Consider the following 12,537-nt stretch of genomic DNA (forward strand, 5'->3'; position numbering starts at 1 on the left):
TCCCTGGGGAGGAACGTGGGGTGGATGACAGGGATTGGTAAAGGCATATCAAGAGTTGTTATTCATTGATATCCGTCAGGGTCCCGCAAGGTTCCGAACAAAACAAAGACATCGATTGGAGGCATGGAAGGGCGAGGAGGCCTGGTGGTTTCCCACGAGGCGACATGGGGGTTTCCACGGTGGGACAGCTCGGTGATAAGCGTCCCCCATGTCGAGAATCCTCATGGCGGCCCACCCCACGGCGGGCCACACCAACGCCCTGCGCGCCATGGGCGTGCGGCTGCGTGAGCTGGGGCACGACGTCGCGATGGCGCTCGCCGCGCCGCCGCTCCCTTTCTCGAACCTCTGGCCGGAGCCCCTGCGCGTGGCGACGACGCTGCCCCAGGCCATCCAGCGCGACGGTCTGCGGCTCATCCGGCTCCAGCCCGCACCCGCCATGCTCTGGTACGGCGCCCGTATTCCGCACGCTCGGGGCGTCGACGAGCTGGCCCTGGCGCTGCGTCTGTTCACCGCCGGGATGAAGTCGCAGGCCCGCCACCTCGCCCGGGAAATCGAGGCGTCCGGCATCGACGTGGTGCTCGGCGACTACCTCATGCCCGCGGCGCTGCTCGCGGCCCGGCTGACGAGGCGGCCCTACGCGGCGTTCTACCACTCCGCGCTGCCTTTCCCCGTGGAGGGTGCGTCTCCCTTCGGCAGCGGCCTGCCGGACGACGCGCCTCGCGACGAGACCTGGGCGCGCGCGGAGCAGGCCACCCAGGCGCTCGGCGCGTGGTTCGATGCCCGGGTCGCCAGGGATGCGCGAGCGTTGGGCGTGCGCCTGCGCCCTGGCGGTTTGCTCTCCGCGCCCATCTCCGACGACCTCAACCTGCTGGCCACCCTTCCGGAGCTGGAGCCCGGGCTGAAGCCGCTCACGGGGCCCGTGGAGATGACCGGCCCCTGTCTTCCCCGGGCGCGGGACGCGGACCAGGACGACCCCGCGCTGCGCTCCCTCCAGCCCGGACGTCGCCACGTGTACGTGTCGCTGGGGACGGTGTTCAACGGCCAGCCCCGCGTGTTCGACGCCATCCTCGACGGACTGGCGCGACACGACGTCCACACCGTCGTCAGCGCGGGCGCCAGCTTCGGGCGGCTGGAGCGACGCGCGGGCCCGCGCACGCTCGTGTTCCGTCAGGTGCCCCAGGTGCCCCTGCTGCGGCGCGTGGACTTGGTGGTGACACACGGCGGGAACAACACCGTCCAGGAGTCGCTCGCCGCGGGTCGCCCCATGGTGGTGATTCCCTTCGGTGGGGATCAGCTCGCGAATGCGCGCCGCGTGGAGCGGCTCGGCGTGGGGAGCGTGGTGCTTCCCTCGGCGCTGGAGGCCTCCTCCGTCGCGAGCGCGCTCTCCCGGCTCCTGGAGCCCGCCGTCACGACCCGGGCCCGCGCGCTTGCGTCCTCGCTGGAGGGCGTGGACGGAACCGAGCGCGCGGTGCAAGCGGTGCTGCGACTGTCGAAGTGAGCGCGGTGGCGCCGCTCAGTCCTGGACCCAGCGGAACGTCACGCGATCCCCGCCGGTGAGCCGCGCCGAGAGGTTCGAGAGCTCATACACGTCGGTATGGGTTCCGAAGAGGCCCTTCGACTTGCTGAAGAGGAAGCAGGTCGACGGATCCAGCACGATGCTCGACCACTCCGAGTTGGTGTCGCAGCCGGCGGTCGAAGGCGACGGCCAGTTGCACCAGCTGTTGCCGGACTCGTTCCAGACCTTCCACGGCTGGCTGCTGCTGAGGAGGGTCACCTGCTTCCAGCGACTGATCAGCCGCCAGGCGCTCGCGGACCGTGTGCCGGTTGCCGCGAGTGCCTCGGTCCACCATGGATACGCACAGCCCGCCGAAAGCTGGCTGCGGGCGGCGGTGCTTTCTTCCCGACGCGCGTCAGGGCTTTCGCTGGGCCGCCGCGAGGAAGAAGGGCTTCGCCGCGTCATCCGCGGCCTTCCGGTACTCGGGGATGCGGCTGCGGTCGGAGGCGGCGAGGGCGGCCTTCAGCTTCGGGGCGTCGAGGTCCTGGGTGTAGCAGGGCGTGCCCGGCTGCTGGCGCCAGGAGCCCTCGAGGTCTCCGGCGTCGACCGGGTCGAAGCCGAGCTCGTCGATGAGGCGCAGGACCTTCGCCTTGGCCTCGGGGGCGCCGGCGACGGGGAGCGCGACGCGGCCGGGCGTGCCCGGAGGCTGGCTCTTGTCCGCGAGGGATTGGGAGTAGATGTTGTTGAAGGCCTTGACCACCGGCCTGCCGAGCCGCTCGCTGACCCAGACGCTCTCCGTCCTGCCTTGCTCGAGCTCGGGGATGGCGCCGTCCCGGGTCGGGTAGTAGTTGCCGGTATCGATGATGACCACGTCGGCGGGCACGCCCTGGAAGAGGTCCTTGGGCAGGTCCATCACCGCGCGCTGGGGGATGGTGACGACCACGACCTCGCCGCTCTTCGCCGCCTGGGCCGCCGTGACGGCCGTCGCGCCGATCTCCGCCGCGAGCTCCCGAATCGAGTCCGGTCCCCGCGAGTTCGCCAGGGAGACCTGGTGGCCCAGCTTCACCCACTTGCGCGCCAGCGTGGCGCCGATGTGGCCCGCTCCGATGATGCCGATCTTCATGTGTGCCTCCTGGAAGGAGGGGAGCCGGCCATGCGGGCTCCCGACCGATGGGGCACGCCTGATAACCAGCTCCTCCGACGCCTGCCCGGAAGAAATCCATCTTTCGCGAAGTCGGACTGTCCCGCACGGAGTCTGGCGGGAGGTGACTGCTTGCCCCGCCACGACATGACAGGCGGGGCAATCGCGCCGGGCGGACCGATGCCTGTGTTTCAAGGCGCGCCAGCGCCCAGACCAATGGACGTGGAGGCTGCCCGACAGGGGGGAAGGGCGGAGCCGACCTCTGAAAACGATCTCCTGCCCCCTGCGCTGCTGCGCGATCCCTCGAATCAACCAGGAGACGGAGATGCCAGGGAGGCAGGATGCCGTTCCTCATGGGAAGAGGCGTCGCCTTCCCTCCGTCGGTGCCCAGGCCGTGCGTTGCCCACCGGCTTGGGGTTCCGTGAAGGATGTGCTGGGCTCACTCCCGCAGTCCCAGCGCAGTCCCTCGTCACGGAGGATGCATGAAGAAGATCGTGTTGCTGTCGTGCGCGCTGCTGTGGGTCACCGCTTGCGGTGGTCCGGAGGCCCCGGAACCTCTCACCCCCGAGGCCCCCATCCAGGACCTCGTCTCGCAAGGAGATCTTGCCCCGACGTACTGGTACACCTGTCAGCTCCCGTGTCGGGCGGGCTTCTGTCCCACCAGCTCCATCCCATACCCAGACTGCTCCTCGGGTATCCGCTACACGTGCACGCCATGCATTGGGGGGGCCTGACCCTCTGTGATGCACGTGACGTGAGTCCTTGTGAGAGGGGGGCGGAGAGTGCCCCCCCAGTCGCGCGTCCCGTTCGCCGAAGCGTGTCGACCGTCTCCCCGTCAAGCTGGGAATGAATGTCCCGGGAAATGTCCCACGGAATGAGGGTCATGCGTCTCGCCTGGCGGGACGTGCCCCCGCTGGCGCCCGTGCCGGGCGAGACTGACGACGGGGGCGGCAATCGGCCCAGGGTGAGGTCCGTGCGTGCGCGAGCCGGCGAACGAGGTCGAGCAGACCGAGGGCTACTACCGTCGCTATGGCGAAGCCGTGCATCGGCGGTGTCTGCGCCTGCTCGGCGATGAGGCGCTGGCCTGGGATTCGACGCAGGAGGTCTTCCTGCGCGTCCACTCCAACCTGAAGCAGCTGCGCGCCGCGGGCTCCGCCTTGTCGTGGCTGCTCACCGTGGCGGACCGACAATGCTTCTCCGTGCTGCGCCGCCAGCGCACCGAGGCCACCCATGCGCTGTCTCGACTGGCGCCACTTCCGGAGGCCCGCGCATCGCCGGAGGCCGCGCTGGAGCGACTGCTGGTGGACGCGGACCTGGTCAGGCGCGTCCTCGCGCACTGTCCGGAGGACGTCCAGCGCATCGTCGCCCACCGCTTCATCGACGAGCTGGAGCAGGAGCAGATCGCCACGCTGCTCGACGTCTCCCGCAAGACGGTGCAGCGCAAGTTGCAGACCTTCTTCGACACCGCGCGGCGACTCCTGGAGGTCGCCCCCCGCACCGAGCCTCGAAAGGGAACGGCCCCCGCATGAACCCCACCTCCATCCCTCGCTTCCCGGGCGTGCCGGACCTCCTGCTGGAGCGCTACCTGTGTGACGAGCTCTCCCGGGAAGAGGCCCGGCGCGTGGAAGAGGCGGCGCGCGTCTCGCCCGAACTCGCGGCGCACCTGCGGGAGCGCCAGGCCGAGAAGGCCGCCTTCGCCCTCGTGCGCCCCTTCGGCCCGGTGCGGGCCCGACTGGAGACCCCGCGTCCGAGCCGCTGGCGCGGGCCCTGGCATTGGAGCCATCCCGTGCTGGTGCTCGGCGTCGTGCTCGCGGCGGTGCTGCCCCGGCTCGTCACCCTCGATGAGGTGGAGAAGGTTCGCGTGCGCGGCGGGCTCACCGCGCGAGTGCTCGTCAAGCGAGGTGACGCGGTCTTCGAGCAGGGGCCCGGTGTGGTGTTGCGCCCCGGAGACCGGGTCCGGGTGGAGGTGGAGGACGTCAACGGCGGCGCGCTCTATGTCCTGGCGCTGAGCGAGCGCGGCCGCGTCACACCCCTCCAGGGCTTCGAGGCCACCGGCGGCGCGTTGTCCATGGGGCCAGGCCGATGGGTGCTGCCCGGGAGCCTGGAGCTGGATGCCGCCCCCGAACAGGAGGCGCTGGTGGTGGTGCTCGCCTCCGATGCCCCGAGTGCTCCATCGCCCCAGACCGTCCAGCGCTGGCTGGAGCACGCGGCGAGGGAGACGGCCTTCCCCCCGTCACCCTCGCCGCTCCCTGGCACCCGCCACACCGTCCACGTCCTCCCCAAGGAGCTGCCATGAGGACGGTGCTGCGCTTCGGTGTCCTGCTCGCCCTGGTCGTTACCTCCGTCGCGAGCGCGGAGAGCCGGTTCTCCATCAGCGTGGGCCACAACCTGGGCCGGGACACGGACGAGCCTTTGCGCTGGGCCCAGCAGGACGCCGAGCGCATGGACGCCGTCTTCGGCCAGCTCGGCGGAGTCCCCGAGGACCGTCGTCTCCTGCTGCGGGGGGAGTCCGTCTCCAATCTCAAGCTCGGGCTCGCGCGGATGCGAGGCCGCATCGAGGAGGCGCGGCGCGCCGGAGAGCGCACGCTGCTGTTCTTCTTCTACTCGGGCCACGGTGACGAGTCGGCCCTGCGCCTGGGCGGCGAGGCGCTCCCGCTCGCGGAGCTGCAACGCCTGCTGTCGGAGGTCCCCGCCACCGTCACCGTCGCGGTGCTGGACGCCTGTCACAGCGGCGCGCTCGTGCGAGGCCGCTCCAAGGGCCTCAAGTCCGCGCCCGCGTTCGACATCTCCTTCCTCCGCCAGGTGGGACCGCAGGGGCGCGTGTTCATCGCATCCGCGGGGGCTCACGAGGTGGCGCAGGAGTCGGACAGCCTCCGGGGTTCGTTCTTCACGCACCACCTGATTTCAGGCCTGAGGGGCGCGGCGGACGTGGACGCCGATGGCCGCGTCTCGCTCACGGAGGCCTATGGCCACGTCTACCACCGCACCCTGGCGGGCTCGCACGCCTCCACGGCGGCGGTGCAGCACCCGGAGCTGTCCAGCCAGCTCGCGGGAGAAGGGGACCTGTTCCTCACCACGCTCTCGCGGGCCCACGCGCAGCTCGAGCTGCCACCACGGGTGGGAGACAGCGTCGTGCTCGTGGACGAGCGCACGTTGCAGGTCATGGCGGAGGTGGAGCCCCGAGGTGAAGAGCCGGTGCGCGTCGCGCTGCCAGCGGGTCGCTATCGGGTCCAGGTGCGGCGAGGCCCCCAGGTGCTCTACGGCAAGGTGTACCTGCCCTGGGGCGACAAGCAGCGCCTGGAGCCCGCGTCGCTGGAGGTCCGTACGCTGGCCCTGCACCAGCGCAAGGGCGCGCTCCTGGAGTCCAGCAACTGGCGGCTCCAAGCGGCGGTGGGCGCGGGCCGCTCGTCGACGCAGCTGGGAGGGTGGGGGCCCCAGGTGGGAGTGCTGCTCGCGAGGGAGAGCTCCGGTGGGCTGGGGTTGTCCTTCCTCGGAGGACTCAGCCTGGGGGGCACCCGGGGCGCAACGAACGCGCAGCGATTCGAGCAGGTGGAGCTGGGGCTGTGGAGTGGCCTGGGCCTCGCGGGCTCGGTGGGGCGAGTCTGGATGGGAGCCCACGCGGGCCTCGGTGTGCTGGGCCTGGCTCAGCGCGCGACGAGCCCGGATGCGGAGCGCCGCCGCGAGCTGGGCCTCCCCACGCGACGGACACGCACGGGCGCGGGCGCGGCCACCTTCGCCGCGCTCTCCGCGGAGGTCCCGGTGAGCGCGCGCACGGGCCTCTTCGCCCGGCTGGGCGGCCATGTCGCGCTGATGCGCGAGGACGAGAAGCTCAGGACGCAATTCGCGCCACAGTTGATGCTGGGTTGCACCTGGGGGCTGTGAGCGTGGGTGGCATGTCCCACGTGAGTCCGTCCACGCGTCTCCTTGCTCGCATCGACTGGATGGCGCGAGCGCTTCGAGAAGAGGGCGCGCGGGTTCGCCGGCTGATGCCTGTCACGTGACCTGGGATTGCGCCCGGGTCCGAGAGGAAGGCCATATGACGACGATGCGGGAGCGCGGTTTCTGGAAGTGGAGCCTGCTTGCACTGGCATTGACGGGATGCGGTGGTGTCATGGGAGACGAGGCGGAGGACGAAGCCCTGCTGACGCTGGAGGGCACGCTGCGCGCCTCTTCCACCTTCGACCTGGGGAACTCCGACCGCATTCGCGCGTCGCTCCTCTGGGATGTCTGGCCCAAGGTCGTCGTGGACTGCATGGTCCAGCGGACGTACCCGGAGGGCCTCGCCCGGTGCCAGCGATTGGCCCCGAAGACGTCGTACCACCACCCCGACGCGGACGTCAGGGTCAACGGCCACTTCCCCAACACCTTCAGCATGTCCCTCAATCGCCTGCCGGATCCCGCGGCACTGATTGGAGAGGAGGGCTCCAAGCTGGGCATGGCCTACGTGATGGCCTACGTGGACGGCAACGGCAACGGCACCCTGGACCGGGTGTCGAACGAGGCCACTTCCAGCCCTGACATCGTCGTCGGGTTCCAGTCGGGCTTCAGCGCGGACTCGACGGAGCAGTCCTTCATCCTGTACCGCGAGGGCGCGCTCCACCCGCTCTACCACTTCGACTTCCCGGACTGCCCGGAGATTCCCCAGGGGTACTCCGTGGTGACGCTGCACTACACGGAAGAAGGGACGGAGTGCACCGTGAAGACGCGCAGGGTGGACCTGGACATGGATCTGGAGGCGAACCAGGCCTTCCAGCAGCTCGCCTGCGAGGAGCCCAACGCTCGAGTCCTCCTGGACACGGTGCGAGCCTCCACCGTGGGGCCTCCGCCCGTGGGGAGCACCCAGCGGTGCGGCACGTTCATCCACTCCATCTCGCGCAATGACCAGGTGCTGTACGTGAATCCCCACCCCGAGCGCTTCTGCTCCGTGGCGAACACGGAGGTGTACATGCTGAAGGACTACTGGGATGGCACCTGGGATGACCGGGCCTCGCCGCCGTCCTGGTGGCCCTGCCCGGTGGTGACCACGCCCTGAGGTGACGACCGCGGGGGCCCGCGCCCGTCACTGCCGCGGATAGGAGTCCTTCGCGGCTTCCCGGCGGGCGCGCTCCGCGGCCTCGCTCTCCTCTCGCCGACGGTCCGCTGCCGCGCGCTCTTCGATGGCGCGCGTCAGCGCCTCCGGCGTCTTCTCTCGGAGGAGCGGGGCGAGCTGCTCGAGCGCGCGCTGGAGGTCGGGGAAGGGAACCCGGTTCTTGTCGACCAGGATCTTCCACGGCTCGGAGACCGAGGTCCGATCCAGGTCGAAGGTGACGTGCTGCACCTGCCGCTCGGTGGGGACGTCGATGCGGGCCCCTGTGAACCGGTCCTGCTCGCAAGCGCTGACCCAGACGGACTCGTGCGAGCCCGACTTCATCCGCCGTCCTCGAACGCCGTACTGGACCTTGCAGAGCTTCAGGGAGCCCAACTGCGCCTGGATGCCGGCCATCTCCTGGAGCGCGCCGACGTCGATCTCCTCACTGTCTCCGGCCGAGCCACCTGACCCGCCCAGCATGACCCCGGCTCCCAGGGCGCCCGCCATGACCATCACTGCGGCGCCGGCGAAGAGGACCACCTTGTTGTTGGACCTGGGCGCGGGGGACGGGCGGGATGGGCTCATGGAGGAAGCACCTTAAGTGGGGGCTCTCGGGGAGAGAAATCGAAAGATGTCTCCCCGCATCGGGTGCGGCGCGGGCTGATGACTCGACGTGGATGGTGGCAACCCCTGCGGGGGGATGAAGAACGACTGGGCGGGGATGAATCCGCCCGGGTGATATCGCGCACCCACGTGCGCCAGCGCTCCTCCGCCGTCGAACTCGGGTCTCCCGTCACGAAAGGACGTGAGAGGGCGGTGAGACACCGACCCTCTTCGTGACCAGGAGGGGTACCCATGACGTGCAGACACGGGCGCTGGCGTTGGTGTGTCGCCGCCACCCAGAAGGAACTCGATGCCGTGGCGCGCATCCGCTGGGCGGTCTTCGGCGGAGAGCTGGGCTTGTTGTCCGAGCAGTCCGCGGTGTCCCGGCGGGAGGTGACGTGTGTCGACACGCTCGACACCACGGTGCACGTGCTCGTCCATGCCGGTGACGAGCCGGTGGCGACGATGCGCGTGGCGCTGCCCAACGCGGAGGTGGCGGCGAACCTGGGCGGGAAGGTGGGGCTCGAGATGGAGCAGCGGGTGGACCTCTCGGGGCTGCTCCAGCCGGGGAGGCTGGTCGCGGAGCCTTCGCGCTTCTGTGTGTTGCCCCAGTGGCGGCGCTCGGAGGCCGTCACGTGGCTGCAGGCGGGCATGTACGCGGAGAGCCGGCGGCGCGGCGTGACGCACTGGATTGCGTCCGCGAACCTGGAGACGGACTCGGCCGAGGACGCGCGCCTCGCGTGGCGGGTGGCGGCCCGACGCGGTTGGCTGAGCCCTCACTGGCGCGTCTCCATCCCCGACACGTGTCGCGCCCCGGCACGGCCCCGCAGCCCCTTCTACACGCCCGAGGAGCGGGCGAGGGCGGCGCAGGGGCAGTGGGACGGGCTGCGGCTGCCCCGGGCGCCCGCGCTCTTCGCCAGGACGATGGGCGCGCGCTTCATCGCCGAGCCCCTCTACGACACGTATTTCCAGTGGTTCACGCTGCCGCTCGTCATGGCGCTCGATGAGATTCCGACGGACTCCCTGGCGCGCTTCCACGCGCTGGAGCACGGCGTGAGCCTGGCCGCCTAGGCGGTCGCGGTTCCTTTCCCTTCACCTTCAACACGCAGCGACCGGGAGCCCCAGGGGCACCGGACAGGAGACGTACGTGCACACCCAGACGGAGAATCACGTGGGAGCGAATTGGTTGGCGGCGCTGGACGCGGAGGCGCGAGGACTGGTGGCGGCGGTGGACGCGCAGCCCGACGCTCGAAGCCTCCTCGAGGGCACCCTCGACAAGGAGGGCTACATCCACTTCCTCATCCAGACGTACCACTACGCCCGCTGGAGCACGCCCATCCTCGCGGAGGCGGGCGTGCGGCTGAGGCAGCAGGGCCGGCTCCCGGAGCTGGCGACGCTGCTCATCCAGAAGGGCGAGGAGGAGCGGGGGCACGACCGGTGGCTGCTGTCGGACCTGAAGAACCTGGGGTGCTCGGAGGAGGTCGTGGAGTCGGCGGCGCGCAGCCCCGCGGTGAAGGCCTATACCGGGTGGAACTTCTTCACCTCCCGCGCGGGCGTGGCGACGGCGGCGCTGGGGACCGCGTACGTGCTGGAGTACCTGTCACAGACGCGGGCGGGCCTGTGGGCCGAGCGGCTGCGGGAGCTGTCCACCATCCCCAACATCCGCAAGTCGGTGACGTTCCTGCGCAGCCACGGCGCGCTGGACGGGGACCACGTGGCGGAGATGGAGCGGCTCTTCGCGGGGCTGACGGAGTTGGAGGACCAGGAGGCGATCCTCTTCTCGGCCCGGGTCGCGCGGTGCGTCTACCCGCGCATCTTCCGTCAGGGCGGTGAGCTCGCGAGGTAGCGCTCCGCGCCCGCGAGTCGGAGGCGCCTCCGACTCGCGGTGGGGCGCCTCACACCGGCTTGCTGAGGAGGGCGAGCTGGTAGAGGAAGTCGGCGCGGTCGTCGACGCCCAGCTTGCCGAAGAGGTTGCGCACGTGGGTCTTCACCGTCTGGTCGGAGATCTTGAGGTCATCGGCGATCTGCCCGTTGGACCAGTTGCGGAGCACGCCCTTCGCGATGTCGAGCTCGCGGGTGGTGAGCTCGCGTTGCATGTGCAGGGGCAGGGGGATGGAGTGGGGGAGCTCGGTCAAGAGGAGGGCCCACTGGCGAGGAGCGTCATTGGCGGGCAGCTCGATGAACCGGCACGTGCGGTAGCCGTCGGGATGATTGACGACCCAGAGGTTCTTGCCGAGCCGCTCGTCCGGGGTCATCCGGATGAGGGTGTCCAGCTGCTCCTTGAAGGCGAACGGGAGCCCGGAGGCGTGGAGCTCCGACGGCGTGAACCAGCGCTCCAGCAGATGGGTGGCGTGCTGGGAGCGGAACACCTCGCGCCTGGGCGGCTCCAGGATGATGAAGGCGGAGTCGTCGCGCTGGTAGAGCTCCTGGAGCAGCTGCGCGCCGGCGGTCATGTCCTGGAAGTCCTGGCAGTTGCCGAGGGTGTTGGCGAAGTGCCGGGTGACGCTGGCGAGGGCGGTGACGCTCTGGTCGGGGAAGGGCGAGCGCTGGTGCCGGTAGAACGCGAGGGCGCCGACGAGGCCCGGGCGGATGGGCACGAGGACGGCCATGATGTGCTCCAGGGGCTGCTCCAGCTCCCGGCTGCGTTGATAGACGAGGGTGCGCTCGTAGTCCCGGCGTGAGAGGAGTTGCGTATCGCAGATGGGCACGCCGGGCTGGGCGAGGATGGGGTCCCGGAGGAAGTCATGGTCGACCAGGCCGGCATACTCCTCGAGGATGGGGATGCGGTGGCCGGGGACGTGCCAGCGGAAGTCGAGCGTGGGCGCAAGGCGCATGAGGCACAGCGCCATGGCGTCGGCCTGGACGAACTCGAGCATCGACGTGCGGCTCGCCTCGAGGGCTTTCGGAACGGAGCGCTGGCTGCCGAGCGCGATGATTGCGTTGTCCCGGACCACGAGCTCTCGAGTGTTGAAGTCCGTCGGATTGAACATCCACTCCTCCTGGTCAGGCCACCCCGTGGGGTGCGCCAGCATGTCCTTCATCCATACATAAGTCCGGGCTGTAAATCTGTCCCTCACCCCGCAGTGGTATGGACAGGAGGCCTCGATGGGCGTTGGTGTATGCCGAGTCAAAGACGACTCAGTGCATGGAGTCCGCGGACTGGTGCGGCGCACAGGCAACCAGGCCCCTCCTCGTTGAAAGCGTCATCGCATGAATCGGGGCGTGATGGCACCACCACGCCTCGGCTCGCGCCCGTGCTCGTCCCTGGTCTCGAGAAGGTCGTCGCGGTGGTCGCGGGCGCTCTCTTCTTGCTCGCGGATGGCCCCGTCGCCTGAGGCGCAACCTCTACGGTCGGCGTGTGGGCTTCTACGTGCTTGCGGTGGTGCCAGCGCTTCTTTAGAGAGGCGCTCAGCCGCGCAGTGCTCGGATGTCTTCGAGTGTCTCCTGGCGAGTGGCCGCGCGGCGCGAACGCCACTGCGCCATCACGAAAGCAATCCATGAACCGTTACATCGCAATTGTCGCGACGGGCCTTGCTGCGTCCATGCTCACCGCTTGTGGAGATGACGCCGAGAAGAAGCCGGGACCTTCGACGGAGGAGTCCGAGGGCTACACCTTGAGCGGGCAGGTGACGTCGTTGGAGCCCGCGATGGTTTCGGGTCGCAGCAAGGTGACCATCGCCTGGGACAACTGGATGGGGTCGGGGGACGTCATCGTCTCCCAGGGCAACCGCCTGCTGACCGGGAGCGTTCCTGGGGCGTTCACCTTGACGCTGGAGGACGCACCTCCGACGGCGGCCCTCAACCACTTGAATCCCGGGCTGCTGGGCACGGGGTACTTCGCTGTCTACGACGATGTGGACGGTGATGGCGTCATGGACCTGGATGACGACGAGGCCCTCCAGGGACTCTCCATCCACCACGCGGTGCTCTACGTGCCGGAGGTGACGGAGGACGTCCTGGCGTGGCTGCGCAACAGGGGGCTCGTCACCAACCTGGAGGCGCTGAAGCCCGGCTTCAACCTGGCGCGGGGCGTCTGCCGCGAGGACCAGTCCTTCGACTCCCTGGAGATCATCCCCGTCGAGCCCGTGGAGGTGCTCGGTGGCGTCGACTTGAGCGACGGGTGTCTCAACATCCACTGAGTCGAAGTACCGCGTAGCGGTGGCCATGCGACGCGCGGAGCAGGTGCGTCGCGTGGCGCTCGGGGCGGATGCACCGGTTCGCTCACCGTGG

12 protein-coding genes are annotated in these 12,537 nt (G+C 69.6%); 8 read left to right on the forward strand and 4 right to left on the reverse strand.

Features of this window, described 5'->3' with window-relative positions; translation table 11 throughout:
* The first annotated feature begins 208 nt into the window (after positions 1–208).
* Complete coding sequence (locus K8625_RS16025) at positions 209–1,498, forward strand: glycosyltransferase (RefSeq protein ID WP_223783187.1); 1,290 nt, start codon at positions 209–211, stop codon at positions 1,496–1,498.
* A gap of 15 nt (positions 1,499–1,513) precedes the next feature.
* Here K8625_RS16025 and K8625_RS16030 read toward each other — a convergent pair whose 3' ends face one another.
* Together K8625_RS16030 and K8625_RS16035 are read right to left on the reverse strand one after the other, a co-directional pair.
* Positions 1,514–1,774, reverse strand: a complete 261-nt coding sequence (locus K8625_RS16030) for a hypothetical protein (RefSeq protein ID WP_223783188.1) — start codon at positions 1,772–1,774, stop codon at positions 1,514–1,516.
* A gap of 136 nt (positions 1,775–1,910) precedes the next feature.
* Entirely contained in the window at positions 1,911–2,780 is an 870-nt protein-coding gene (locus tag K8625_RS16035) for an NADPH-dependent F420 reductase (protein ID WP_370641917.1), read from the reverse strand.
* Between the two features lie 833 nt (positions 2,781–3,613).
* Here K8625_RS16035 and K8625_RS16040 point away from each other — a divergent pair.
* The 4 genes from K8625_RS16040 to K8625_RS16055 all read left to right on the forward strand — a co-directional run bounded on the left by K8625_RS16040 (position 3,614) and on the right by K8625_RS16055 (position 7,668).
* The gene (locus K8625_RS16040) at positions 3,614–4,165 is read left to right on the forward strand and encodes an RNA polymerase sigma factor (RefSeq protein WP_141332539.1); all 552 of its coding nucleotides are present in this window, start codon (positions 3,614–3,616) and stop codon (positions 4,163–4,165) included.
* Positions 4,162–4,932 (forward strand): hypothetical protein, encoded by a 771-nt coding sequence (locus tag K8625_RS16045; RefSeq protein WP_223783189.1) that lies wholly within the window; start codon positions 4,162–4,164, stop codon positions 4,930–4,932. Before K8625_RS16040 ends, K8625_RS16045 begins: the two co-directional genes overlap by 4 nt.
* Complete coding sequence (locus K8625_RS16050; RefSeq protein ID WP_223783190.1) at positions 4,929–6,518, forward strand: caspase family protein; 1,590 nt, start codon at positions 4,929–4,931, stop codon at positions 6,516–6,518. Before K8625_RS16045 ends, K8625_RS16050 begins: the two co-directional genes overlap by 4 nt.
* A gap of 229 nt (positions 6,519–6,747) precedes the next feature.
* On the forward strand, positions 6,748–7,668 hold the full coding sequence (locus tag K8625_RS16055; RefSeq protein WP_223783191.1) for a hypothetical protein: 921 nt from the start codon (positions 6,748–6,750) through the stop codon (positions 7,666–7,668).
* Between the two features lie 27 nt (positions 7,669–7,695).
* On the opposite strand, the gene K8625_RS16060 is transcribed toward K8625_RS16055, so the two are convergent.
* Positions 7,696–8,289, reverse strand: a complete 594-nt coding sequence (locus tag K8625_RS16060) for a hypothetical protein (RefSeq protein ID WP_223783192.1) — start codon at positions 8,287–8,289, stop codon at positions 7,696–7,698.
* Between the two features lie 270 nt (positions 8,290–8,559).
* Between K8625_RS16060 and K8625_RS16065 the strand changes: the two genes are divergently transcribed.
* Positions 8,560–9,378: a GNAT family N-acyltransferase gene (locus K8625_RS16065; protein ID WP_223783193.1), complete on the forward strand. Its 819-nt coding sequence runs from the start codon at positions 8,560–8,562 to the stop codon at positions 9,376–9,378.
* Between the two features lie 76 nt (positions 9,379–9,454).
* Positions 9,455–10,153 carry an iron-containing redox enzyme family protein gene (locus K8625_RS16070; protein WP_223783194.1) on the forward strand — a complete coding sequence of 233 codons (699 nt, stop codon included), beginning with the start codon at positions 9,455–9,457 and terminating at the stop codon, positions 10,151–10,153.
* A gap of 49 nt (positions 10,154–10,202) precedes the next feature.
* Here K8625_RS16070 and K8625_RS16075 read toward each other — a convergent pair whose 3' ends face one another.
* Positions 10,203–11,297: a LuxR C-terminal-related transcriptional regulator gene (locus K8625_RS16075; protein ID WP_223783195.1), complete on the reverse strand. Its 1,095-nt coding sequence runs from the start codon at positions 11,295–11,297 to the stop codon at positions 10,203–10,205.
* A 507-nt stretch (positions 11,298–11,804) separates the two neighbouring features.
* Between K8625_RS16075 and K8625_RS16080 the strand changes: the two genes are divergently transcribed.
* Positions 11,805–12,446 carry a hypothetical protein gene (locus tag K8625_RS16080; RefSeq protein ID WP_223748755.1) on the forward strand — a complete coding sequence of 214 codons (642 nt, stop codon included), beginning with the start codon at positions 11,805–11,807 and terminating at the stop codon, positions 12,444–12,446.
* Positions 12,447–12,537 lie beyond the last annotated feature (91 nt).

Source organism: Myxococcus sp. AS-1-15, assembly GCF_020037055.1.
Taxonomy (GTDB): Bacteria; Myxococcota; Myxococcia; order Myxococcales; family Myxococcaceae; genus Myxococcus; species Myxococcus fulvus.

What these genes read in the sequence shown, in the direction of transcription:
- K8625_RS16025 (WP_223783187.1), top strand. Translation starts at nt 209, where the DNA reads ATGTCGAGAATCCTCATGGCGGCCCACCCCACGGCGGGCCACACCAAC.
- K8625_RS16045 (WP_223783189.1), top strand. Translation starts at nt 4,162, where the DNA reads ATGAACCCCACCTCCATCCCTCGCTTCCCGGGCGTGCCGGACCTCCTG.
- K8625_RS16050 (WP_223783190.1), top strand. Translation starts at nt 4,929, where the DNA reads ATGAGGACGGTGCTGCGCTTCGGTGTCCTGCTCGCCCTGGTCGTTACC.
- K8625_RS16055 (WP_223783191.1), top strand. Translation starts at nt 6,748, where the DNA reads ATGGGAGACGAGGCGGAGGACGAAGCCCTGCTGACGCTGGAGGGCACG.
- K8625_RS16060 (WP_223783192.1), bottom strand. Translation starts at nt 8,289, where the DNA reads ATGAGCCCATCCCGCCCGTCCCCCGCGCCCAGGTCCAACAACAAGGTG.
- K8625_RS16065 (WP_223783193.1), top strand. Translation starts at nt 8,560, where the DNA reads ATGACGTGCAGACACGGGCGCTGGCGTTGGTGTGTCGCCGCCACCCAG.
- K8625_RS16075 (WP_223783195.1), bottom strand. Translation starts at nt 11,297, where the DNA reads ATGTTCAATCCGACGGACTTCAACACTCGAGAGCTCGTGGTCCGGGAC.
- K8625_RS16080 (WP_223748755.1), top strand. Translation starts at nt 11,805, where the DNA reads ATGAACCGTTACATCGCAATTGTCGCGACGGGCCTTGCTGCGTCCATG.